21 protein-coding genes are annotated in these 25,977 nt (G+C 42.6%); 14 read left to right on the top strand and 7 right to left on the bottom strand.

The genetic code is table 11. The features are described from left to right. Positions 1-7 precede the first annotated feature (7 nt). The 3 genes from AC3IRT_RS10310 to AC3IRT_RS10300 are packed head-to-tail and all read left to right on the top strand — an operon-like array spanning position 8 to position 4,523. Entirely contained in the window at positions 8-1,849 is a 1,842-nt protein-coding gene (locus tag AC3IRT_RS10310) for a RagB/SusD family nutrient uptake outer membrane protein (RefSeq protein WP_489393166.1), read from the top strand. A gap of 29 nt (positions 1,850-1,878) precedes the next feature. Beyond that, complete coding sequence (locus AC3IRT_RS10305) at positions 1,879-2,559, top strand: DUF3823 domain-containing protein (RefSeq protein WP_489393165.1); 681 nt, start codon at positions 1,879-1,881, stop codon at positions 2,557-2,559. 17 nt (positions 2,560-2,576) lie between these two features. Continuing rightward, positions 2,577-4,523 (top strand): glycoside hydrolase family 97 protein, encoded by a 1,947-nt coding sequence (locus tag AC3IRT_RS10300; RefSeq protein WP_489393164.1) that lies wholly within the window; start codon positions 2,577-2,579, stop codon positions 4,521-4,523. A gap of 183 nt (positions 4,524-4,706) precedes the next feature. On the opposite strand, the gene AC3IRT_RS10295 is transcribed toward AC3IRT_RS10300, so the two are convergent. Beyond that, the gene (locus AC3IRT_RS10295; RefSeq protein WP_489393163.1) at positions 4,707-5,504 is read right to left on the bottom strand and encodes a helix-turn-helix domain-containing protein; all 798 of its coding nucleotides are present in this window, start codon (positions 5,502-5,504) and stop codon (positions 4,707-4,709) included. A gap of 573 nt (positions 5,505-6,077) precedes the next feature. Between AC3IRT_RS10295 and AC3IRT_RS10290 the strand changes: the two genes are divergently transcribed. The 11 genes from AC3IRT_RS10290 (at position 6,078) to AC3IRT_RS10240 (ending at position 19,881) form a co-directional block, all read left to right on the top strand. Then, complete coding sequence (locus AC3IRT_RS10290) at positions 6,078-8,615, top strand: ATP-binding protein (RefSeq protein ID WP_489393162.1); 2,538 nt, start codon at positions 6,078-6,080, stop codon at positions 8,613-8,615. A 129-nt stretch (positions 8,616-8,744) separates the two neighbouring features. Further along, complete coding sequence (locus tag AC3IRT_RS10285; protein ID WP_489393161.1) at positions 8,745-9,284, top strand: hypothetical protein; 540 nt, start codon at positions 8,745-8,747, stop codon at positions 9,282-9,284. 81 nt (positions 9,285-9,365) lie between these two features. After that, positions 9,366-10,070 carry an SDR family oxidoreductase gene (locus AC3IRT_RS10280; protein WP_489393160.1) on the top strand — a complete coding sequence of 235 codons (705 nt, stop codon included), beginning with the start codon at positions 9,366-9,368 and terminating at the stop codon, positions 10,068-10,070. A 181-nt stretch (positions 10,071-10,251) separates the two neighbouring features. After that, complete coding sequence (locus AC3IRT_RS10275) at positions 10,252-10,815, top strand: RNA polymerase sigma factor (protein WP_489393159.1); 564 nt, start codon at positions 10,252-10,254, stop codon at positions 10,813-10,815. Between the two features lie 44 nt (positions 10,816-10,859). Further along, positions 10,860-11,861 carry a FecR family protein gene (locus tag AC3IRT_RS10270; RefSeq protein WP_489393158.1) on the top strand — a complete coding sequence of 334 codons (1,002 nt, stop codon included), beginning with the start codon at positions 10,860-10,862 and terminating at the stop codon, positions 11,859-11,861. A gap of 1 nt (position 11,862) precedes the next feature. Next, on the top strand, positions 11,863-14,673 hold the full coding sequence (locus AC3IRT_RS10265) for a TonB-dependent receptor (RefSeq protein WP_489393157.1): 2,811 nt from the start codon (positions 11,863-11,865) through the stop codon (positions 14,671-14,673). Positions 14,674-14,676: 3 nt separating this feature from the next. Continuing rightward, the gene (locus AC3IRT_RS10260) at positions 14,677-14,874 is read left to right on the top strand and encodes a hypothetical protein (RefSeq protein ID WP_489393156.1); all 198 of its coding nucleotides are present in this window, start codon (positions 14,677-14,679) and stop codon (positions 14,872-14,874) included. Positions 14,875-14,925: 51 nt separating this feature from the next. Then, positions 14,926-16,269: a DUF4876 domain-containing protein gene (locus tag AC3IRT_RS10255; RefSeq protein ID WP_489393155.1), complete on the top strand. Its 1,344-nt coding sequence runs from the start codon at positions 14,926-14,928 to the stop codon at positions 16,267-16,269. Positions 16,270-16,273: 4 nt separating this feature from the next. Then, complete coding sequence (locus AC3IRT_RS10250; protein WP_489393154.1) at positions 16,274-17,815, top strand: DUF6850 family outer membrane beta-barrel protein; 1,542 nt, start codon at positions 16,274-16,276, stop codon at positions 17,813-17,815. Between the two features lie 19 nt (positions 17,816-17,834). Next, positions 17,835-18,992, top strand: coding sequence for a cytochrome-c peroxidase (locus AC3IRT_RS10245; RefSeq protein ID WP_489393153.1), 1,158 nt, complete (start codon positions 17,835-17,837; stop codon positions 18,990-18,992). A gap of 136 nt (positions 18,993-19,128) precedes the next feature. Beyond that, the gene (locus AC3IRT_RS10240; RefSeq protein WP_489393152.1) at positions 19,129-19,881 is read left to right on the top strand and encodes an SDR family NAD(P)-dependent oxidoreductase; all 753 of its coding nucleotides are present in this window, start codon (positions 19,129-19,131) and stop codon (positions 19,879-19,881) included. Positions 19,882-20,075: 194 nt separating this feature from the next. Here AC3IRT_RS10240 and AC3IRT_RS10235 read toward each other — a convergent pair whose 3' ends face one another. The 6 genes from AC3IRT_RS10235 to AC3IRT_RS10210 form a co-directional block, all read right to left on the bottom strand. Beyond that, positions 20,076-21,716: a glycoside hydrolase family 32 protein gene (locus AC3IRT_RS10235; RefSeq protein ID WP_489393151.1), complete on the bottom strand. Its 1,641-nt coding sequence runs from the start codon at positions 21,714-21,716 to the stop codon at positions 20,076-20,078. A 224-nt stretch (positions 21,717-21,940) separates the two neighbouring features. Beyond that, complete coding sequence (locus AC3IRT_RS10230; RefSeq protein ID WP_489393150.1) at positions 21,941-23,584, bottom strand: hypothetical protein; 1,644 nt, start codon at positions 23,582-23,584, stop codon at positions 21,941-21,943. A 19-nt stretch (positions 23,585-23,603) separates the two neighbouring features. Next, entirely contained in the window at positions 23,604-24,251 is a 648-nt protein-coding gene (locus AC3IRT_RS10225; RefSeq protein WP_489393149.1) for a helix-turn-helix transcriptional regulator, read from the bottom strand. Positions 24,252-24,268: 17 nt separating this feature from the next. Further along, positions 24,269-24,457: a hypothetical protein gene (locus tag AC3IRT_RS10220; RefSeq protein WP_489393148.1), complete on the bottom strand. Its 189-nt coding sequence runs from the start codon at positions 24,455-24,457 to the stop codon at positions 24,269-24,271. Between the two features lie 72 nt (positions 24,458-24,529). Next, positions 24,530-25,381 (bottom strand): IS3 family transposase, encoded by an 852-nt coding sequence (locus AC3IRT_RS10215; RefSeq protein ID WP_489393126.1) that lies wholly within the window; start codon positions 25,379-25,381, stop codon positions 24,530-24,532. Further along, the gene (locus AC3IRT_RS10210; protein WP_489393147.1) at positions 25,378-25,656 is read right to left on the bottom strand and encodes a transposase; all 279 of its coding nucleotides are present in this window, start codon (positions 25,654-25,656) and stop codon (positions 25,378-25,380) included. The genes AC3IRT_RS10215 and AC3IRT_RS10210 overlap by 4 nt, the downstream gene beginning before the upstream one ends. Positions 25,657-25,977 lie beyond the last annotated feature (321 nt).

The raw sequence follows: 25,977 nt of genomic DNA, 5'->3' as shown, positions 1-25,977 counted from the left end.
TAAAGACATGAAGACTAAATTGATTATATTTCTAATAGCGGCAGCGCTATCGGCGAGTTCGTGTAAACATGATGAATGGTTTGATCGACCGTCGAAAAACCTCATTACTGATGAACAGCTCTGGAATGATCCCGTGCTGATCACGTCGCTGTTGGCGAATTATTACAATCGTCTGCCAACCATGCAAGGTGTATTTAATACCGGCGGTATGTCCGAAATAGACGACGCGATGTGGTCTGGTCACCGCGATCAAAACTGGCGCAATGATTTTCAATACGGTGACGATTACGGTCGGTACTGGGATTATGGATTGATCCGTGATATTAGTGTGGCACTAGAAGGCATCGAACAATTTGGTGGCGGGTTGACTGCCGCACAGAAAGAACTTTTTAATGCAGAGTTACGCTTTATCCGTGCATCGGTGTACTTTGAAATGGTGAAGCGCATGGGGGGCGTCCCTTTGGTAACCACGCAACTCATCTACGATTTCAGTGGAAATCCGGAACCTTTGCAAATGCCGCGTGCTAAAGAGCATGAGGTCTATGATTTTATCTACAGCGAGACCGAAGCGATTAAAGATCATTTGGCGACGAATGCAAACAGCAGAACACGAGCCAATACGGTTACGGCTTTAGCCCTGCAAAGTCGGTCTATGCTGTACGCGGCTTCCATTGCCAAATACAATAATTTGATGGGAGCGCCGATTAGTACGCCTGGAGGCGAAGTAGGCATTCCTGCAAGCATGGCCAGCGATTATTACCAAAAATCCTTAACGGCGTCGCGCGCTATTATGGCCAATTCATCATATAGCTTGTTTAATGCCAACCCGAATAAAGGGGAGAATTTCTACACCATGTTGAATGCTAAAAATAATGCGGAGGTAATCTTTGCGAAGGACTTTCAAACAGGGGTAAAGGTGCATGGTTTCACGTATGAGAATATTATAAAAGGTTCTACCGAAGACAATGAATCTTCGTCTGCCTTGAGCCCTTCGTTGAGCTTTGTAGAAAGCTTCGATTATCTGGATGGCTCTGCCGGTACGATTCGCGATCGCGACCAAAATGGAAACCATATCGTTTACGCTAATCCTGCGGATATCTTTGCCAATAAAGATGGACGACTTTACGGTACGGTGATCTATGCAGGTACTACGTTTAAAGGACGGAATACTAGTATACAAGCTGGTGTAGCGGTGTGGCAAGATGGAAACTACGATCTGCGCACTACGGCTCGTTTAGGTGATAATTATACGCCAGATGGCGGATTGTGGACCGGTTTTGATGGGCCTGCGGACAATCAACAGGACGTGAGTAATACGGGATTCTATTTACGTAAGATGGTGAGTGATGCTTCGGGAGCCAGTGCACGCGGTATTTCTGCTAGCAACTGGTGGCCTTGGTATCGCATGGGTGAAATCTATCTAAATGCCGCCGAAGCCGCATTTGAATTGGGCGAAACTGGGTCCGCAACTACTTATATCAATACACTACGGGAGCGTGCAGGCTTTCCAGCTAATAGCATCTCCAATTTAACGATGGATATGATCCGCAAGGAGCGCCGTACGGAATTGGCTTTTGAAGATCATCGGTACTTTGATTTGAAACGCTGGCGTATTGCTCACCAAGTATGGAATGGAGAAGAATCGGATCGGAACGCTGTCGTGTATGGACTTTATCCGTATCGCGTGGTGCGCCCTGGGCATCCTACTAATGGGCAATACATCTATCAACGTATTCGTCCGACACGTTTCCGTCGGGCGCGACTTTTCCGGATGGCCAATTATTATGCATCTATCGATCAAGGAGTGATTAACAACAATCCGAAGATTGTTCGAAATCCATTTAATTAATCATTATTACGATCAGAAAAGAGTTTATTATGAAATATTCAAGCATATATCTATCTATTTTAGCAATCACCTCTCTGTTATCGATAGGCTGCGAGTACGATAATTTTGAAGCACCCAAGTCTACCTTGTCGGGCAATATCGTCTTCGAGGGTAGTCCTGTTGGCGTGAGAACGGGCGGAACCAGATTACAGTTATGGGAAGATGGCCACGCGCTACGTACGCCTATGGATGTGTTTATTGCACACGACGGTCATTTTTCTGCGTCTCTATTTGACGGCACGTATAAGTTGGTGACCAATGGTGATGCACCTTGGCTACCGCAGAATAGGGATACGATTGAGGTCACGGTGCGCGGAAATACGGTTGTCGATATCCCCGTAACTCCGTATTTTGTGCTGGAGAATGAATCATTCTCGGCGACCGGCACGACGCTCAATGCACAGTTTTCCATTAAGCGCGTGGTTCCAAACGCCAATGTGAGTAGGGTAGCACTTTATGTTGGCCACTCTATGCTAACAGATCAAGGCAGGTTTGAGCATCGCGTAGAGATGGATGCCGCTAATTTTCAAGTGGGGCAACCCTTGAACATGAGTACTACCTTGCCCGCATCGCTGGCCAATCTAGATTATGTTTTTGTTCGCGTAGGCGTACTATCCAATTTATCTGGAGAATACTACTATACGGATGTACAACGAGTAAATTTACCTTAACTAATATATTTATGCCCATGAAACCTGTTTTTTGCAGTTTACTACTATCTCTAATTATTGCCTTTCCGGCATTGGCTCAAGAGTGGATCGTTCGTAGTCCGGATACGCGTTTGGCTGTTCATCTCCATCTAGAGGCTGGAAAGCTCAGCTATTCGGTGTTCTTAGATCAAGAAATGATGCTGGCTAAGTCGCCCTTGGGATTGACCGCCTCGACGCACTCTCTTTCAGAAAAGCTCAATTTCGTATTGAAGCACGAGCGTGCTATTGACGAGCAATACAGCGAATCCCGATTCAAAAAGAGTGATATCCGATATCAGGCCAATGAATTAGTGTGTCGGTGGGAGAACAGTGAAAAACAGGCTTTCGAAACGACTTTTCAAGTGAGCAATAATGATGTGGCTTTTCGCTATTTCATTCCGCAGCAGGGAGAGCAAGCGAATATCGTGGTGCAGCAGGAGCACAGCGGTTTTCATTTTCCAACAAATACCACGACGTTCTTGACACCACAATCTCCGCCGATGGTTGGTTGGAAAAAGACGAAACCTAGCTACGAAGAGGATTACACGGTAGATGCACCATTAGGTGCTGCATCGCAATACGGTGTCGGTTTTACCTTTCCAGCTTTGTTTAAAGTCGAAGATAAAGGTTGGGTGTTGGTCTCTGAAACAGGCGTAGATGGAAACTATTGCGGCAGCAAACTGAGCGAACCAACTTCTGGAGGTTTGTATTCTATCACATTTCCGGAACCAGGTGAGAACAATGGACTTGGTGCTGTCCAGCCAGCATTTGCTTTACCGGGCTTTACGCCTTGGCGCACGCTAACAGTTGGAAAAACCTTGCAGCCGATCCTCGAAACAACGATTACACAAGATGTGGTTGGCGCAAAATACAAAGCGTCGACGGACTATGCCTTTGGGCGGTCGACTTGGAGCTGGTTGGAGTGGCAAGATGAAAGTATCAACCTAGAAGACCAGAAGAAATTTGTAGACCTGTCGGCAGCGCTGGGCTATGAATATTCGCTGGTAGACAATTGGTGGGATACCAATATCGGGCGCGAGAAGATTGAAGAGTTGGCGACCTATGCGCATCAAAAAGACGTTAGCTTGTTGCTTTGGTATAATTCCAACGGGTATTGGAATGATGCGCCGCAAGGACCGAAAAACATCATGAATCAAGCGATTCAGCGCAAAAAGGAGATGGCTTGGATGAAAGAATTGGGTATCAAAGGGATCAAAGTAGATTTCTTTGGTGGCGACAAGCAGGAGACCATGCAACTATATGAAGCGATCCTGTCGGATGCGAATGAATATGGTTTGCTGGTGATCTTTCATGGCTGTACCATACCCCGAGGCTGGGAGCGTATGTATCCCAACTTTGTGTCGAGCGAAGCAGTGCTAGCTTCGGAAAACCTTATTTTCACGCAGCGCGCGAATGATATGGAAGCGTTCAATGCGACGTTGCATCCTTTCATTCGGAATAGTGTGGCAGCGATGGATTTTGGTCCGGTTTTGCTAAACAAAAGACATAATCGGACAAATTCTGCTGGACAAACGCGCGTTACGAGCGAAACATTTCAAATCGCTACGGCCGTTGTTTTTCAAAGTGCGGTACAAAACTTTGGTATCACGCCCAATAACTTAACGGATGCGAGCCAAGGCGCGATTGATTTTATGAAATCGGTGCCGACGACTTGGGATGAAACACTATTTTTAGATGGTTATCCCGGTAAGTATGTGGTAATAGCACGGCGTAAAGGTGACCAATGGTATATTGCTGGAATTAATGCAGAATCTACAGCTAAAACGGTAGAAGTCACTTTGCCGAAGTTGGCTAACGGCAAATTGGTCGAATATAAGGATGATGCTTCAGCACGCACGGTAGTTTCCAAAGCGGTGCAATCCCAAAAGCAAACCTACACGATGACGATCCCGACGAATGGCGGATCAATAGTGGTAGGGGATTAATCCTGCGTTTTAGCCTTCGGCCAATTGGCCGAAGGCTTTTGCTAAAAGGAGTTCAGCCCTTATACTTTCTTTGTTATGAAGAGGAAAGTATAAGGGCTGAACTATGTAATAGCGATATGCATTGTACTTGAGCCGAACAGTCTGCTGGTCAAATATGGTATGCTTAGCGCGATATATACGGTCTTAGAAATAAGCTGGTTGTAAGGAGTCTTGCAAGTTGGCTTGATGTTTTGGTTGCATAGCTAAGTATTTCTTCTTGTATTCCGAAGGCTTCATGCCAAATAGTTTTAAGAATTTAGCTCGGAAATACTTAATATCATTGAAACCAGCAGCAAAGGCTGCTTCACTCACATTGCATTCGGTCTCGATCAATAATTGGGCTACCTTTTTGAGCCGTACTAAACGTATAAATTCATTCGCCGACTTGCCGGAGATGGATTTAATTCGCCGATAAAAATTAGAATGGCTCATAGAAGTGGCCTCGGCTAGCATTTGCACATTGAATTTGGGATCATCTAAATGCTCTTCTACAATATGCGTGACTTTTTCAAGAAACTCATGCTGTTGTCCCGAATGTCTAGTATCTGCTTTCTGTAAAGGAATGCTTTCGTACAATCGATCAGCCGATTGATGCTGGTTCTGTAATAAACTATGGACGTGAGCAAGCAGTATGTCCTTATCAAATCGTTGTGCCAACAAATTATCCGCACCACCGTTTAGCCCATTCAATTCCATTTCTGATGATGAGCTAGCAATGAGCAGAATCACAGGTGTATTATTCCACATCATGTTTGATGTGATTTGAGTAGATAATTCCAATTCTGATGGCTCTCTTTTTATTGCATCACGGCGGGTAGCAAGTGGTTGGATATCGGTGAGCAGTTTCTCCGATTCAGGTTTGCCCGATAGGGCAAAGACCTGAAAATCCTTCTCCAAAATTCTCGCTACATAGTTACGGATGTCCACGTTATCGTCTACCATAAACACTTTCTTTAACAGGTTTTCATTGTCAGTAGTATCACAATTTGCGGCTGCTCTTTGACGATGCAAACCACATAGGTTTATTATTAATTGTCTTACTGACAATAAATGTATGTCAAATTTGTTGTTTTAGCAAGAAATTAATTTCTATTTTTTTGATTTATTTTTTAAAGTAAGGTTGTAAGTGTTTGATAATGAGTAAATAAAACGCTTTAGCAAACGCCGTGCTTCATAGCGTTGGATAGGATAATTTTGATAAAAATAGGAGTGAAATAGGATTAAATAGTCCTAAAACCGTCTGAGTTTGTAACAATACATCGTTTCAAACCTACTTGGTTTTGAACATCTTGTAGTAGGAATTTATCAGGCTATTGATGTGTAGGATGCTTATAAACCCTAGATGTTCTTGCTTAATAATGTTAGAATTACTAGGAAGTTTTTGATCATTCCTACCCGCAAAAATAAAATTTATAAGCCCACCACTCGGTTATAAATTTCATTTGTATGCTATATCTATCTAACGAAGAGAATGCGTAGATTTGTTTAGCTTCTTTTATTGACAGAAGTGTATTTATGCGAAAAAATTCCACTCAGGAGCAACAGCGTTTGGCCGCTCTTTATTCCTACCATATTCTAGATACTGCGATCGAGGATGACTATGAAGAACTGACTGAGCTGGCGGCCGCAATCTGCGGAACGCCCATTGCATTGATTAGTTTGGTAGACGAAGAACGACAGTGGTTCAAATCTCATCGAGGACTGGACGTTACCGAAACGCATAGATCACAGTCTTTCTGTGCGCATGCGATCCAAAATCCAACGGGGTTAATGCAAGTAGAGAATGCGCGTCTTGATCCTCGATTTCAAGATAATCCATTAGTGACGGGAGATCCGCAGATCTCATTTTATGCTGGAATGCCACTGGTCAACGATGAGGGGTTTGCGCTGGGTTCACTATGCGTGATTGATCGAAAACCGCGTAAGCTCAGTGAAGTACAAGAAAAAGCACTTAAAACCCTTTCTAAGCAAGTCGTAAATAAATTTGTACTTCGTAAAAAACTAAGGGATTTAGAAGCCATTCATAAAAAAAACATTGAAGTTAGCCAGAAAAGTAAGGAGAATGAACATCATCTCCGGCTGATCATCGAACAGTCGCCCGCAGCTATTGTGGTTTTTCGCGGCGCAGATCTGATCGTGGATGCTATAAATCCCGCCATGTTAGAAGTGCTTAATAAGCAACCAGACATACAAGGAAGGCCAATACTTGAAGCCCTACCCGAGTTAAAGGGCCAGCCCGCCTACAATTTACTAAAAGAGATATACCGTACTGGGCAAACCATATCTCGATATGATACACCTGTAAGCCTGCATCGCAATGGTAAATTAGAAATCGGTTATTTTAACTTCACTTATGCACCATTGATTGAGAATGGCGAAGTAAAGGGGATTATCGATATGGCGGTGGAGGTGACCGATCAGGTGAATGCGCGGTTAGCTATTGAGGAAAGTGCGCACCAAATGCGAGAGATGGTGATGAACGCGGCTACAGGAATGTGTATCATTAGGGGACAAGATTTGGTGATAGAAATTGCGAACGACCCCATGTTGAAGATATGGACGCGTACTTCCGAACAAGTCATTGGTCGTCGGCTTACTGATGTGTTTCCAGAAGTGGTCGATCAACCGTTTCCAGATCTATTGCGTAATGTTTTAGATACAGGAGAATCTCTGGCGATACCTGAATTAAAGGCATATATCGCAGAGATAGACGGTAAAATAAATCGAATATATATTGATTTCGCCTACAAACCTTTGCGTAATTCAGAAGGCAAGCCCGAAGCCATTATTGCCACGATTACAGATATTACAGATACGGTGAAGTCACGCAAATTGCTCGAACAAAGTCGAAGCCAGTTGCAAGAAGCAAATGTGGAGTTGGGTACGGTGAATGAAGAATATATCGCACTCAATGAAGAGCTTGTAGCAACTAATGAGCATCTTCGTCGCGCAGAAGAAAACCTAATAAAGCTTAATAAAAAACTAAAAGAAAAAGAGGAGAGTCTACGATTAAGTATAGAAGCTGCTCGCATGGGTACCTACAATCTCAATATCGACGCTGGAATCATCGAAGTGAACAACTATTGTAGAGAGCTTTTCGGTTTTCCAGATGATGTTAAAGTCACTCTTGATGATGGATTTGGAACACTGAAAGAAGACAAGCAGCGCATATGGGATGCGATGACTTATGCAATCAAAAATAGAACAGTGTTTGAAGAAGAGTATCGGATCTTGCGTAGAGCTGATAACGCTGTGCGCTGGTTGCGCGCCGTGGGAAGGGTATCTGATCAATCGATCGGTATGGAAAAACACTTTTACGGGACTATACTTGATATTACAGATCGCAAAGCAAGTGACCAACTAAAAGAAGATTTTATTGGTATCGTCAGTCATGAAATGCGTTCGCCGCTGACCGCACTGAAGGGGTATGTACAAATCTTGGAATGGAAGTCCAAAAAAGCCAATGATATCTTTACAGTAGACATTACGAAGAAAGCTATCCGCCAGATAAATCGAATGACCACCCTCATTACTGGTTTTCTGGATGTTGCTAGGGCTGGCGAAGGTAAGATCTACTTAAATAAAACGTACTTTGATCTTACTGATCTGCTTAAAATTACAGAGGAAGAGGCGTTAGCTACCATTTCCAGTCATAAGATTATCTTCCATGCCGTTGAGCGCACCATCGTGATGGCAGATCAAGATAAATTGGAGCAAGTACTGCTTAACCTCATCAATAACGCCGCAAAATACTCTCCTAATAATAGTAGAATATATGTTTCCTGTACCAGACGCGATGCTTGGATCAGAGTGAGCATAAAGGATGATGGTATGGGAATCACTTTGAAAGATCAAGCCCATATATTTGAGCGTTTTTATCGTGTAATAGGTGCAAAAACGGAAAATATTTCTGGTTTCGGTATTGGATTGTATATCTGTAAAGAGATCATAGATGGACATGCAGGACGTATCGGTGTAGAAAGTGTACACGGAAAGGGCAGTACATTTTGGTTTGAATTACCCATCGCACCACTTTCCGAAACCATTCATTAGTGTTTTTTGAGAGGTACAATGCATTGAAATTATGGATGATTGTAGCTTAAAATGTGCCATGTAAAGATAATCGATAGTTTATGCGTTGCAAATGGCATCATTTGTGCCGTAAACGCCAAAAACATCAGCATGAAAACAACTGAATTATACGCGAAGAAAGGGAAAACAGCTAATCTACTACTTAGTTCCGGTGCTATATGTCTCTTGCTTTTAGGAATTGCAATCTACAGTTCTGGATGGATTGACAATGAATTAAAAGTAAAGCCCTTAGTAATTTCCACCGCACTATTATTGATTGTGGGCGCATTATTGATTGGTAAATTGCGTAGCTTAAATGACAAATCACCTTTAATTAGCTTAACGGCAAATACCTTTCAAGGACGTACCGCACCGTTAACCAAAGCGTTTGGAGCAGGAGAGTGGATTGATGTAATTGATATGAATCTAGAAACATCAGGTGGAGATCGCTTGGTCGTCGTTACATTCGCGAATCAAGAAAAATACACCAGCAGACTTTCTAAAATGATGAAAAGCATTGCGGTTGACAAAGAGCGTAATGAAATCAACATCATGTATTCGGCTTCCGAAATAGAAGAATCTCCGGAACAATTATTTGAAATATTTCAATCCTTTTGGAAAGAGTCCGAAGGGAAGACGGTGCTGGCGTAATCTTACGCTGATATGAAATTACTGAATATGGAATACCGTAATTTTACGGTTTAAATTTATACACAAACACATCATACACTTATGCAAAATATAGAAAATAAAGTCGCTTATATTACTGGTGGTAGCAAAGGAATTGGTTTTGGAATTGCCAAAATATTAGTTGAAAATGGTGTCAAAGTAGCTATTTCCGGCCGTAAATTAGAAGACGTGGAGAAAGCAAAAGCCACGCTGGGTAATGACAATGTATTGGCTTTGCAATCTGATGTTACCAATTTTGACGATGAAGTAAAGGCAGTACAAGAGATTGTGGCCAAGTTCGGAAAGTTGGACGTGGTGATTGCCAATGCTGGTGTCGGCAAGTTTGCGCCTATTGATGAGTTATCATTAGAAGATTGGAATGCTATGATCGATACGAACCTGACAGGTGTATTCCATACATTGAAAGCAACAGTCGATCAGTTGAAGCAACACAAAGGATATTATATTTCCATCGCTTCTTTGGCTGGTACTAATTTTTTCGCCAATGCTGCCGGTTACAACGCGTCCAAATTTGGCGTAGTTGGTTTTACCCAAGCGGCTATGTTGGATTTGCGTAGCTACGATATTAAATGTACCACGATTATGCCAGGGTCGGTCACATCACACTTTGCCGATCACATACCAAGTGACGAAGATGCTTGGAAAATTCAACCATCAGATCTGGGCGAAATGGTCGTAAATCTATTGCAGATGAATCCAAATGTATTGCCAAGCAAAATAGAAGTACGACCTTCAAAAACGAAGTAATTGTTCTGCTAGGTTAGGCACGAAAATCACTTAATAGATTTAATATTTTCGCTTAAAAGGGTGAATATCAACTGATATTCACCCTTTTGCTGTATAAGATATTTCGCGCTAAACGATCTGAAAAAATCAGTTAATCAATTTAGAATAATTATAAATAATATATATCTTTGCTGCCACATCTATGAAAAATACGTGGTTAAACATCATAAAAGGCGATCGTGCGAGCTTCTTAAAGCTCTACGACACCTATTATACGCCTTTGTTTCACTACGGGATGACGATCCGCCGGGATCGGGAATTAGTTAAAGAAAGTCTTCATATTCTGTTTTGCGAATTGTGGGAGCGGCACGCGCGCTTGCCAGCAACAACGGTAGATCCCAAATTCTACCTTTTCACTTGGTTGAAGCGTATCATCATTCGCCAAGTAGAAATACCGCATAGTCAGATCGAAGATTTATTGCACGAACCAGCAGTGGATTCGATAGAAGCGCAACGCATCGCCATTGAGCAGGTGATTGATATGCATGAGCGATTACAACGCGCACTCGATAAGTTAACCAAAAAACAACGTCGATATATTGAATGGCGATTCTTCGAGGAGCGTACTTACGAAGAGATTGCAGCGCTGGATAACGCTTCGGTCAGAACGGTTTATAATGTTATTTATGAAGCATTAAAGCGCATGCGGGGCGACATAGCCATCCTTCAAGCTATTATTTTAATTTTTCTAAATAAAAATAGGTAAAAGTGGAGGACTTTGCCCACTACTCCATATAGTAACTCAAATACATGGTAGATCCTACAGTAGAAAAACTGATTTCAGATCACTCTTTTGTGAATTATTGCCTGTCGCAAAGTGCCGAAGAAAGCACTTATTGGAATCATTGGCTAGCGCAACACCCACAACACTCAGCGATGGTGGCGAAAGCGCGCCAAATGGTATTCTTATTAATAGACCGACCGACCGAACAGGACGTTCAGAGCGAAAGAACGCGCTTGATCAAACATATAACAGCACTTGAGGAGCAAGAAAAACCGCGCGTTCGCCGATTTTGGAAACCGTGGATGGCTGCAGCAGCGATATTGCTAATTGGCGGTATTACTTACCACGTTTGGAAGCAAACGCAAAATATAGCTGCATCACGCGCTACGAACATCGAATGGGTTAATCAACAGGTGCCTGAGAAAAAGGTTATGCACGTTGCCTTGTCAGATGGGACTGTGGTGAAATTGTTTCCGGGTTCGAATTTCTCATATCCAGCGGCGTTTCAAGATAGCCTGCGCGAAGTCAGATTAGATGGTGGCGGTTTTTTTGAGGTAAAACATGATGCAGGAAAGCCATTTGTTATTCATACCGAAGAATTATCCGTTCGCGTTCTGGGCACAACTTTTAATTTGCAGGCTTACGATGCGGACAACCAAACTAAGGTCGCTTTATTCGACGGCAAGGTGCTCATCGCACATCGTGGAAAAGAGCATACCTTATCGCCCGGACAAGCTTTCTTATGGGATAAAAAATCGCAAACAGGACAAGTACAGTCGTTTGATCTGGCCGAAGAGCGTCAGATTACGGATGGCATGTTGGTGTTTGAACATGCCAGATATGAGGAAGTTGCTCGTCAGATCACGCGCAAATATGGCATAAAATGGCAAGCAGACGCCGCTGTTAACATACAATTTTCGGGTAAGATTCATCAAGAATCCCTTCAAGATGTATTGAATCATTTGACCTATACCACCGATTATCGCTTCACCTTGCAGCAGGACACCGTACGTGTACAGCAGAATTAACATGAACCATTTTTACAAAATACTGTGCATACTGAGTCTGTGCACCAATCAGATCAGTGCACAACAACATATTGCTATCAAAGCAGATCAGATGCCCTTGCGGCAAGTGGTAAAACGCGTGGAAGCGCAAATTCCTTATACCTTTTTGTACGATGAACAACGCATCTCGCTCAATAAGCGGATTTCGCTGGACTTGACTGGCAATCTGAATACGGTGCTAAAAGCGATAGAAAGAGCTGCCATGGTAGAACTGCAAGTATCTGGCAAACATATTTTGATGAAACCTTCGCGTACGGGCCTATTGTCGGGGCGTGTGATTGATGAACAAGGAGCGCCGCTACAATCGGTTTCAGTTTATCTACCGGCGATGGATCAACGGTTCGTTACAGGAGAAAACGGAGAGTTTCGGTTTCATTATCCAGCGACCAAAACAAGAAATGAACTTTTAACTATCTCTCTTTTGGGCCGACAAGAACAGCGTTTGCAAGTCGATCTTTCACCCGGCGAACGACGTTTACCAGATATCACCTTGCCTATACTAAGTATGGGATTGGAAGAGGTATCGGTAGCACCGACGGCAGATTCGCGTTTAGAAAGTAATAGTTCGATCTACATCAATCGCGAAGTGATCCTACAATCTGGCGCACTGAGTTTGAATGATTTATTGAACCTTGTGCCGGGGAAGAAGATCGAGGCACCTTCTTTACAGCGCGTGCAGCAAGCCAATCTTCGTACCGCTAATTATGCGACCAATTCTGCCGCTTCGCGAGATGCCTTTGCGCTCAACAATTCTTTTGGTGTTGCGCTGATCATGGATGGTATTGCCATGTCCAACAATGCCAATATGCAAACCCGCAATGCCGGTATGACAGGAATGGAAAATGCCAATGTCTTTGGCAGTGCATCTGGACTGAAAGGGGGTACAAATTCTCCAGGTAATTATTCAGGAGATTATGCCTTCGGCGGATTGGATCTGCGACAAATTCCTACAGATAATATAGAAAGTATCGAAATCGTTGCTGGTATTGCTTCTGCTCGTTATGGTGATTTGACTGATGGTGCCATCATCATCAACCGCATGGCTGGAAGTTCGCCATTACATTTTCAAATGCAATTGCGTGATAATGCGACTGTGTACGGTCTAAACAAAGGTTTTCAGACTAAAAAATATGGAGCCTTCTCTTTTGGGGCAAATTTCACGCGTTCTTTTGAAGATAATCGCGATAAGCTAAAAGCCTATGATCGCTGGGGCGGTAATGTCATGTGGACGGTCGCTGGAGGCCGCGAACGTGCCTTTACCAATACGCTCACAGTAGATTATAATCGAAATCTGGATAATATCTTGCAAGATCCGGATGATCCTACTGGCACATTTGTGCGTTTTCGTACGTACAATTTTAGTGTGGCCAATCGATCCAATTACCGTATAGATCACGGGTTCATCAGCAATATTGGACTCAATATGCGGTACGGTCAGTCGTATCAAAACACGTACAAAGAGCAATTAATGAATGGCACGTTTGTCATCTATTCGGATGCGACGGAAGTGGGCGTTGCCAAAGGAGTTTACGGTCCGGGTACCTATACTTCCATATCCCATATTGAGGGCAAACCGATTGATTTTAGTGCGAGATTGGATCTGACAGGTCATTATTATACCGGCGATTTGTCGCATCAAGTACAGTTTGGTGCCAATTACAATTATTCGAAAAACAGTGGTGCAGGACAAATCGTCGATCCGTCGCGTCCAAATAGTCTAGCTTCTGCGGCGACGGCGAGTAACCGTTCTGCGAGATATTATGATTACACGCAGATCCGCGCTCAGCAACAAGTCGGTTTGTATGCAGAAGATGTATTCCAAGTCGATGTGGCCGACCGACCGCTGCACGTGCGTGCAGGCGCGCGGATGGATTTTTTTGAAAAATTTGTGACCGTATCGCCCCGCGCAAACCTGCGTTATGAGCTAAACTCAAAGTGGCGTATTGGCTTGGCCTATGGTTTCTCCAGCAAAGCACCAGCATTAGCACAATTATATCCCGGTCCTGTGTATTATGAGATTCCATTGTTCCAGTACACCGCAGTAACAGAAACAGGAGCAGTCGACGCGGCGAATAGCCTTTACCTATTGCACGTGGACAAATTCGTGCCAAATAATACCACTTTAAAACCGAGCAAATCGCAGCAATTGGAACTGTCTCTGATGTATGCTTCGAAAGGATATCGATTAGCGATCAATGTGTACGAAAAACGCAATAACAATGGTATTACTACCATGAGGGGGTTCGATCAGATCGAACTTGATCATTATGAGCGTAATCCAGATCCAACGGCAGAAATTCCTTACGTCATCAACGGCGTTGATGTCCGTCGGCTTACCCGTAGTGAATTTAGAAACGGTAACAAGTCATACAATCGTGGGGTAGAAGTCTTATTATCGACGCCTAAGTGGGAAACGATCCAAACCGTATTTAATGTACGTGGCGGATTCACCCATACGGAAGCTCGGTCATTGCAAAACTTACAAGATTTCACCAATCCGGGTACTGACGTCGGCTACGCTGTTACGGGTGTGTATCCAGCTCGACTTCGTGCGACCATGTCTAGTAATGCGGCTCTGACCACCAGTACACATATTCCTAAAGCCAAGTTGTTGGTCAACTTTACGGCAGAGTTCAATATTCTCAATAGCACCAAGACATTAGCCAGTGATGGTATCCCAGCGGGTTACTACACAGAAAATGGGGATTACATTGTTGTTAGCAATTTTGATCCTGAGAATGTGCAGTATCGCCACCTTTTGCAAACACAATAATTATTGAACAACCAGAATCAACCAGGATTATATAGTAACTTTCATCTAAACCTTTCGAAGGAAATCACCGAACGGTTGACGGTAGCCTTTAATGTATACAATGTATTCAATTACCGACCACAATACTTACGGTCCGATAATACGTTGATTATTCCCAACAGTAAACCTACCTATGGTGCGCAATTGCGACTGCGTCTATAGTCGCCTACCAAATCATTATTCTATTACACAAACAGTATTATTCCAAAACAAATGAAACAATCTATCCAACTCGTCTTGATCTGCTTTGCGCTATGGAGCACTGTAGCTTGTAAAAAAGATGTAGCACCCGAAAATCAATCGGTTAGTATCGAAGTCAATGCCGCATTTGGCGAAAGCGATTATTCTGATAAGCTAAAAAAAGATGGTATTACCATCAAAGTTTATGATATCTCTGGAAAAGAAGTTTTTAAAGGTGAAACAGATGCGCAAGGTCGTGTGAGTGTGACCAATCTAGCGCCGGGTCGCTACGGCATTCAAGGTGTGAAAACATATCCCGTAAATGATTTCAATGCAGCTTCTGGATTAAATGAAGAGTTTGATGTCATCTTTACTAGTGCTATCGAGACAGAAGATATCAACCTAAATTCTGAAAAATCATTCTCTGTGGAATTACGCAATGGAACTTACAACGCATTGGTGATTAAGCAGATTTATTATGCTGGTTCTGATGCCAACAAAGGAGCTAATTTCCGTGATCACTTTATTGAAGTATACAATAAATCCGAAGAGGTACAGTATGCCGATCAATTGTACATTGCTGAAGCACAAGGAGCCAACTCTGCTAGTACCACGTATGCGTATCAAGCGCGTAGCGGTCAGTACGATTGGTCACGTTCTTTCGGTATGCCTACGGATATTAACGCTAATGCAAATTATGTGTATGCACGCACTATCTTGCAATTGCCGGGTACAGGTCAGCAATATCCTATTCGCGCAGGCGAAAGCATTGTGATTGCTGCTACGGCAGTAAACCACAAACAGCCATATCAAGGTACAGATGGCGTGGGTATTTCTATTCAAAGTCCGGAGCTTACCGTCGATCTAAGTCAGGCAGATTTCGAAGCTTATTATACCCCATATGTAGATCGTGGTCGCCCGATCGCGTCGGATGTGGATAATCCGAATGTTCCAAATGTCATCGTGCACCGCAGAGCAGGAAATACGACTGATTTGATTTTAAGTTCCAATGGTCAACATAGTTTTATCATTTTCCGTGATCAAAATATGGGTGCGGTAACATCATGGAAGAGCTATGACATACCTTATGCAGATGGGCGCGAACGTACAGATGGCATTTACGTACAAATACCAGTAGCCAATATTATCGATGCAGTCGAAATCCAATCATCTTCGACAACCACGACGTATCCTAAAAAATTCACGGCGCAAAGTGATGCTGGCTGGGTAGCGGTAACAGGTGGCGCACGTTCTTCTAATTCGGTGATCCGTAAAACAAAAGAAACGATCAACGGCCGTCGCATATTGATGGATACCAATAATTCGACAGCAGATTTTGTCACTATTAAAGCCGATCCACGCGGATTTGCTAACTAATACCATGCACTATACCCATAAATATCTTCTAAGTGTTTGTTTTATTTTCCTGTGCTGGATTACGGTGGCACAAGAAAGTAATACGCTGGATACGATCCAGCGACAAGTCCGTTATTTTGCTATTGACAATCCGATGTGGTTGCACGAATCGGTCGAAAATCGATACACGCTCTTGCATGCGCAATATAGCGGCACACAGGGCGAATATCGATTGGCGCAAGATGCTGGCAAGTCACGTAGCACACAGGTGAATTCCGAAGGAAGCATTACGCTGAATGATGTGCGACTTTGGGGACGCTTTGCCTACAATCGCACACTCGAAGATAGTACGCGTTTTGGTCATCAGACAAGGCAAAATCCCTCTGCACCATTTTACTTTGCCTCTTACGGTAATAATCATTACGTGCGTACCAACTATACGATACAAGCACGAGGTCAACGCTATTTTGATAAATGGTCGGTCTTTGGTGGATTAGATTATCGCATTGGCGATCATTTCAGTAATAATGATCCTCGCGGAAGCATTGACGTGATACAGGTAGACGGACAACTCGGCGTCAGTAGTAAATTGGGCGCAGACCTTGAAATAGGTTTGGAGGCACAGTATGGTTACGGACAAGAGAGCTTTGAAGTCGCCTTCAAAAATGAAAATTATGTATTGAGTCCGGCCGTGACGCGCTATCTCAACTACGCGGTGATTGGCTACGGTTGGCAGACCAACGATTGGTTGTTAGCGCGTGGCATTCATTACCAGAACGATATGAAACGCTACGGTTCGCAGGCTTATCTTTCTTATAATACCGAAATAGGGAAGTTCTACGCAACAGCACATTACAAGCAGGAACAACAATTGTATCAGCAAGTGTTGCGTAATGAGTCGCGAAGCAATGTGCTGAATGAATATACCATAGATGATATCGGTGCCGATTTAATTTGGCAGCTGAAACGCGAGAAACGTGCTTATTTAGTACAGTTGAGTTCGACTATGCGAAGTGGAAAGGATAAAGTCGTATTTCAGGCAAACGGGATTAACAATTTCTTGTACCAATATGATACGCACAGTGCCAAGCTAGCGCACACCTATTATGCTCGAAAATGGCAATTTCATTTTGAAGGAAATGTCGATATGACGTCGGAAACGAGACAGGATGGCGGCAGTGGTACCTTGTTAGATTATTCGCGATTAGACGGTTCGCTATCCGCTATGGCCACTTACATCACTCCGAAGAACCAACAGGTACATCTCAGTTTGATGGGTTTAGCTGGCAAACCACTTAGCATGAATTGGTCGGTGCCCGAAATCAACGAAAACATGTTTCACCAATACGTGTACTTTCACGATGTGACATACTACCAAGCAAATACACAAGGAGCACGGATTGAAATGGGCTTTCGCCAGCCCTTGAAGCGTAAAGATTTTGTACGTGTCTTGGCTAGTTTGCAAGCGGTATCGGCGAGTAATATGCCTGATTTGGGCAGAGAGACTGCCACATTACCTAGGCTGAAACGAAATCATTTTGCCCTTAGCTTGGCTTATGGTTTTTAGATTTTAGATTTTAGATGTGATGTGGAGTTTGAATAGACGCTTTATAGTCATTTTGTTGTTGTTATCGCTGGCACCGGCAGCGGTGTTGCTTTCTAGTTTTTTCTCTGAACCAGAATATACTTTAGCACAATTACGCGAATTGTACAGTAGTGGAGACGCTACGAAATGGCCTTTGCCGCATATTGATGAAAGCGTGAAGCCTAATTTCGAAGATATTGGCGTTTTGGGCAAAGTAAGTTATCCAGCAGATAATCAATTTACAGAAAGCAGGTCTGAATTGGGAAAAATTTTGTTCTTTGATCGGCGATTATCTGCTTCCAAGCAGATTTCATGCGCTAGCTGCCACGATCCACAATTGGGATTTGGCGATGGCAAGAGTTTGGCACATGGTCACGATCGCCAAGTCGGCAAACGCAATGCCATGACTTTGTACAATGTAGGTCATTATACTTCTTGGATGTGGGATGGGCGAGCGGCATCTTTAGAAGAGCAGGTATTGATGCCGATTCAGGATCATGTGGAGATGAATATGAATGTAGATTCTATGCTACAACATATTGACGAAATTAAAGGTTATCGCGCTTATTTTGTAGCAGCATATGGTGACGAACAGGTTAGCATAACACGAATACAACAGGCATTAGCGACTTATCTGCGTACCATCAACAGTTATCCAACTAAATTTGATCGTTTTATTAGCGGCACAAAGGATGCGCTCAATGATCAGGAATTAATGGGTTTGCATCTCTTTCGTACCAAAGCCCGTTGTATCAATTGCCATAATACACCGCTGTTTTCAGACAATCAATTTCATAATGATGGGCAGGCATTATATGGTACACGGCAGGAAGATCTTGGTCATTATCATATGTCGGGCAAACAAGAAGATGTGGGCGCATTTCGCACACCTTCTTTACGGAATGTAACACTAACCGGTCCTTGGATGCATCACGGCAACTTCCCAACATTACGTGATGTGGTGGAATTGTATAATCTTGGCAACCCTGCACCCATACAGCGTCGGGTGGTGGTCGATGAAAAACTGCGCCCAATACCGTCACCCTTATTAAAAAAACTAGATCTTTCCCGCGAAGAAGTGGATGCGGTTGTCGCTTTTATGCAGGCATTAAGTGCATCAGTACAACGAAGAATTAACTCGCCAGAGTTGCCTGATTAAAGTCTAAAATTGTCAGTTAATGGTATAAATTTGATAGACGATAGGGCAATTGCTTGTTTCATGTCATATCTCAACTATCCATTGTCTTACTCTTTGAAAGTGCTTAAATTTAATAGAAAAATTAAAACATAGTATTATGTCAAGATTAGAGAATAAAGTAGCTATTGTGACGGGAGCTGGGTCAGGTATTGGCCAAGCTATCGCAGAACTTTTTGCTTCCAACGGTGCAAAAGTAGTTGTTTCAGATATCAGTGTAGAAAATGGTAAAGCTGCGGTTGATAAAATCAATGCAGCAGGTGGTGATGCGATCTTCGTACGCGCAGATTCATCTAGCGCGGAAGACAACAAAAACCTGGTGGAAACCACGGTTGAACATTACGGCAGATTGGATATTGCTTGCAACAATGCGGGTATTGGCGGACCTGCGCAGCCGACTGGTGAGTATGATATCGAAGCCTGGGATAAAGTCATTAACGTGAATCTGAATGGTGTATTCTACGGATGTCGTTATCAACTGGAGCAAATGGCCAAGAATGGAGGAGGCAATATTGTCAACATCGCGTCGATCCATGGTACGGTAGCTGCGCCATTGAGTAGCGCATACACCGCTACAAAACATGCGGTGGTTGGCCTAACGAAAAATATTGCGGCCGAATATGCGACAAAAAATATTCGCTGTAATGCTGTAGGTCCGGGCTATGTGTTGACGCCATTATTAGAAAATAATTTGACGCAAGAAATGCAAGATGGGATTGCCGCTAAAGCACCCATGAATCGATTGGGAACTCCTGATGAAATAGCAAAGCTGGTACTTTTCTTGAGTTCAGACGATGCTTCTTTCGTAACGGGCGCGTACTACATCGCAGATGGTGGTTACACCATCGTTTAAGTCATTTTTTAAATAACAAATAAAAGCCTATCCCGAAGGATAGGCTTTTGCTTTTACAGATATACATCTTTGTGAAGCCAAGGCACGTGTGGCTGTGGCAATCTAATTTATGAGCCTATCAACTTTCTAAACTCTATTATCTTACCAAGAAGTAGATCGCGCTGTCGCGCCCTCACGCAATCACAACAATAGCATCACTTCCAAATGGATTTTGCCTCAAAAACCTCTAGGTTAGTCACATCAATACTGTTCCCCCAGAAATGGAAACCCTCTGTATTCTCACGTTCTGGTTTGCGCTCCATCGAATAGGAGTACCGACCACCATCAATGAAAACCTCAATAGAAGTATTATCGATAAAGATATCGGCCGTTAGTTCCATGCTCGTCATATCTTCAGGCGAATAGAAAACACCATTGATTGTATTATGATTCATGTCATATCCGATGATGCGTTGTCCGAAAAGGTTAAACCCAGCATCGGTTGCATGCGACAGCTTAAACGTGGTCTTGATGCGCAGTTGCTTTGCATCATAGTATGCTTTTAGCTTTTCATTGGCCTGATCGGCTTTTAGATTAGACCATTTTTGTACCGAAGTAAATATTTTTTCGACTTCTTTCACTGGCTTACTGAATAGGCGAACGCCATTATTAGTCTTCTTCAACGTTAGCTCAGTGGGTAGTAGAAACATACCGTTGAAGGGCATGCCCGGATGCGTTACACGCCCCCAGCCAATTTGAATCCGGCGACCGTCGCTATCGGGAATATTGGAAAAGGTTTGTGCTGCATAGATCGTTCCCGTTCCTAATTGGTGCTTGCCGCTTTCTGGTGTAAATGTTTTACCGTCAAACGAACCAATCATATACGTATTGGATGCGCCGTACATCACCCATTTTCTATTGTCTTCATCACCATCAATCGGCAATTCGAACAATTCTGGACATTCCCAAAAACCCGTCGTATGACTTTCGTACGTCCAATCTTTCAAGTTCGATGAGGTATAAATCGATTGACCATCAAGCTCATTCAATACCATGACCCAATGATTACCTGGCGTAAACCAGATTATTTTTGGATCACGCGTGTCGCGGCTATTCCATTTCTCTTTGCTATCAATTACAGGATTGTTGGCATACTTGGTCCACGTACGACCATTGTCCAAGCTGTATGCCATACACTGCACTTGTCTTTCGCCAGTTTCTGCCGTATAGGAAGCTACCATAGCTGGATTTCCAGGTTTTCCGAAGCCAGATGTATTATCATAATCAATTACCGCTGAACCAGAAAACATCGTGCCCATATTATCAGGATGCAGCGCCACAGGTAGTTCTTCCCAATGTACCAGATCTCTGCTTACCGCATGTCCCCATGACATGTTTTCCCATTCGCGCTCGTAAGGATTATGCTGGTAGAAGAGATGGTATTCACCGGCATAGAATATTAAACCATTTGGATCATTGACCCAGCCACGTTTTGTGGTGAAGTGAAATTGAGGGCGGTTTACTTCCTGATAGATGGAATCTTGCCCTGCGATCTTATCGTCTTGATAAATCTTACTTAGTGCGCTTTCATCCCCATTATAACTCAATGTAATTGTTTTGCCTTTGTATGCGGATACATCCGAGAAAACCCAATATTCGGGATCTCCATTTGCTAAGCGAATATTGAATTGCCGATCCTCCTTGCCGTCGACTAACATGGTCATCACTTGTCGATCGACTTGCTGCGAAATGGGGAAGTTAATATAGCGTTTAGTGACTTTGATTTTTATGTCGGCTGCCTGCGCGGAAAAGACAAGACATACAAAGGTAATGATATTGGAGATTAACTTATTCATAAGGATAGATTTCGTCAGGGAAAGGTTTATGTACGTATCAACCAAAACTGCACATTTTGAGAATAGTTAACTATCATAATCGTCTCAATTTTGTTTGATATTCGATCAAACGACTATACATCGTTATGAAAAAAGCAACTCCAATAGGAGTTGCTTTTTTGTGAATTGGATTACCTGTTTCTAAATGCGCACAGGTGTATAAAAAACCGATTTATGGTTGACGTTTATAACGCTGTACATCGTACGTTTCTGGATTGTGCTACGTAGTTAATATCATTCGTTAGCTCGGAAATGTCTTGAGCGTCAATGGCAAACCTTAATCTCCAAAGGTTATTTCCTGACGCCGAACTTGTCCAATAATGACCCGCAGAACCTCTATTATCCATAGGATTTGCTGTTGGTGGGTTTCCCGTTGTTACATTAAATAAACCCTGAGATGGCCAAACCATGATTACATCAGATCGTCTTCTACTAGTGAGCACTTTCCCCGAGCCGTAATTTGTATTACCTGTTGCAAAATCACCTCTATTGCTTGCTGTTACCGCTGCTAGGAGTTGTTGGACTTCTGTTCTGGTCGGCACGCGCCATCCTGTCGGACAAGGGTCGGAACCTGTTCGGGCAGGAGCTGTTTCTGGATTCGCACTGCTATTCCACGAATTTCTAGGTACGGCTGTGGCGCTATTTGCATTGCTCCAGCTGCTATTTACCGCTGTTGCATTGTTGGTAGCTACAATAGTATTTCGACCAAATTGATAATAATTTCCGTGATACGCCTGTGTTATTGTGGCTGGATTGACCGGTAATGTGGTGGCTACTCCAACATTATGTTGCGCCCAAATTCTACCATTGATACGTACAGCAGGCCGATTCAGATGAGTTATATTTTCGTCTGTAGGTACGATATTCAATGTTAAATCATACCGAATTCCTGGCGTAATATTGAGATTTTGGAATGGGGTAAGATTTGTCAATTCGATGCCATTGATCGTTATATTTGGAATAGTGAAAATTCCAGTCGCATTGGCACTGCCATTTATCATCGTCGGTTGGCTTGTCACAACTTGTGTGCCTAGCGTCGCATAATTGACAACAGATGGTGTTGCTGTACCATTTCTAGTAAATGAACCATCCGATAAATTCACTAGGGAGTTTGGAAAATGTGGTCTGAAGTTCGATGTAAGTGCTGTAATAGTATACCCTGTAATACTGGCATCTACCGTCGTGGTAATTTGGCTAAAACGATGTTTAAGTAAGATATTTAGCTGGTTGACAGAGTTTCCAGTGACAGTTAGATTCTGGCGGAAATACATGTAGTCCTGCGTGCCACTTACACTGATTTGCGAGTTAGTCAATGTTCTATTTGTTGCTGGCGTCACCGTCGGAAGATTGTCCTGTGTGCTATTTATAGAATAGACAATGAATGAATAGGAACTACCACCATCCAATTGTAAAGCCGGCGTCGTATTTTCCTGTCCTCTAATATAACTTCTTTCGGTCACAAAATTGCCCGCAGCATTATACACTAATAGTCTGTATCTGATCCCAACTCCTACGTTGGAAGTATCGCTCACTGCACGAGCGGCATCTTTAACAGATTGTGTATTGTCCTGATTTAAAATTCTAGGTTTTAATTCCGACACCAATAGTAAACCGTTCGGTAGATCGATAGTCTCAGTTTGTATGTGGGCTTCAGGATCAAATCCTTGCCCGTTTTGCGTTGCGGCTCTATTGCTAATGGCTTCCTCGCCTTCAAAAACGACATCTGATACAGATACAGTAACTGTTCCCGGAGAGGTGTCTACATTGTCTTTCTGACATGAATATGAAAGGATTAATAGGATTAATATAATAGCGTAATATGTTTTCATAAGGTATATTTGATTTGGACTATGATATTTTATCTTTAAAAGAGATAATGGTTTCATGTAAACTTTTCAATTGGGAGATGTTTTCAACGGATAGTTTTCTAAACGCTCGCGACTTGTAGGTTGATACGGCCGATATACTAATTTGGAGTGACAGGGCAATATGACTGACTCGCTCGCCATTGATCAAACGGGTGGTTACTTTGTATTCATTCGATGATAATTGATCGAATGGATTAACTATCTGCACCATTTGCGGTTCAAGATTATCAGTATCTTGAAGTAATTTAGTTTCAAAAGGGTATTCACCGCAAAGTAAAAATGATTTTAGGCGCACCTCAAAATTACGCAAAGGTTCACTTACTGAAATATTTCCATCAATGAGATTGTATAAGCCGGAATAGAGAATTGCGTCGTTTTCAAATTCATTGATTATCCGTATTTTTGCTTGTTTTTGACGTTTTTTGATTCTTTTTATGATAGATGTTAAATTATGCTTTGCGAGTGATGAACTTAAGATAATACGCTCAAATTTTATGTACTTAACCAGAAGGGATAATCTCTCTTTGGTGTTCGCTTCATACTCCGTCATGCCATCGCAAATTTTCCTAGCTAACGCAATAGACCCAACTCTTCTGAAGAGATTGTTGTCAGCAAAAAGTGTATTCATAAGACCTGTGGTGTCTTTTACCAAGTTTGTTGTCCAACCACGTTTGTGCCTTCTTCCCATTCCTCACGTACAGCGTTGGAGCTATTGATAGGAGTCACAGTGGCCGAACCAGCCGCTATACTATACTCGATATTGACAAAGGCAGTGGAAACTACTGGTGGTGTATAAACCTTCTTCGCTACGGTAGATTTATGTCTTATTCTCATGGTAGAAGTTAAAGCGCTAAAATTATAGTACTCCCTTTTTGCTGGACAGCAATAGTTCAAACTTAAGTTTATTTACGACACTTTTTTATTATTTTGATAGAATACCTGATTTGGGGTAAAATGGTCCATAGACTGATGTCTTCTTTCCGTATTGTAAAATTCGACATACCGTTTCACACCTTGGAATAACTCCATGCCACCGTTAGGTGGGTTCAAATAAATGTATTCCTGCTTCAATGACCTCCAGAACCTTTCGATAAACACGTTGTCCAGCGCTCTTCCTTTTCCATCCATTGATATACTCACACGATTATCCTTGAGGACTTTGGTAAAGATCGGACTGGTAAATTGTGAACCCTGATCGGTATTGAATACTTCAGGAGTGCCGTGCTCTGCTATTGTTTCCAACAGCACATCCCTGCACCATTCCACCGTCATGGTATTAGAGATACTCCATCCCACAATCTTTCGACTATACACATCTATAATGGCGAACATATACATGAAGCCTCTAAACATAGGAATATAAGTGATGTCGGCCTGCCAAACTTGGCTTGGCCGCTCTATCTTTAAGCCTTTGAGTAAGTACGGGTATTTGTAATGTGTTGCATTTGCTTTACTTAGGTTCTTCTTTGGGTAAATGGTCCGAAGGCTCATTAGCCGATATAAACGCCGTACGCGCTTGGCATTTATACGATACCCTAGATCTTTGTTGAGATACGCAGTCATCCGTTCCACACCGTAAAATGGACAGTCCAGAAACTTGCGGTCAATTAGCTTCATGATGGACTGATTCAACAAGGATTCACCTTTAGGCTTGAAATAATAGAAGCTACGCTGAAGATTCAGCAGCTTACACTGCCCCACAATACTTAGCGGTTTATATCCTGGGGAAACAAGTCCGCGCCTTTCAATCATGCTCATTTCCCCAATACCTTTTTTAAGAAATCAACTTGGATCTGAAGTTCACCAATCTTGGAATAAAGTTCTTTCTCTTTAGACTCTTCTTTCTGTGTAGGTTTCTCTGAACCGAACACCGTGTCAGCTTTCTCCAGAAATTCCCGTTTCCAAGCGGTGATCTGTGTGGGATGAAGGCTGTATTTGGAAGCAAGTTCCTGCATGGTACTAACTTCTTTAAGGGCTTCTAAGACTACTTTGGTCTTGAAAACCGGACTGAATTTTCTACGCTCTTTTTTCATTTTCAACTGTTAAATTATCGAATTTAATCAGCTGTCCAATATTTGGGGAGTATTATAAATGTTAAGTATTCACAAATACACGGTATGTTCAGCAAAAAGCTTTCCAGAGGCAGGAAAATAATCTTAAACAATAAATTTGTAGCGTAATTACTACATTTTTGCAACGATTATGTGAGATAATTGAGGGTAATGTGTAATAGGAAAGGATTTTAAGTTGTGTTATTTCTTTAAATTATTCTGGCATTAGTGCTATTGAATAATTTCGAAGGTATTATTAGTGTTAAAATTGCAATGGTGGTTCAAATCTTTAAGAAATTGTAA

This window comes from Sphingobacterium sp. KH_072 (genome assembly GCF_057837975.1).
The sequence above is the reverse complement of the archived record's forward strand: the minus strand, read 5'-3'. Positions and strand labels throughout refer to the sequence as shown.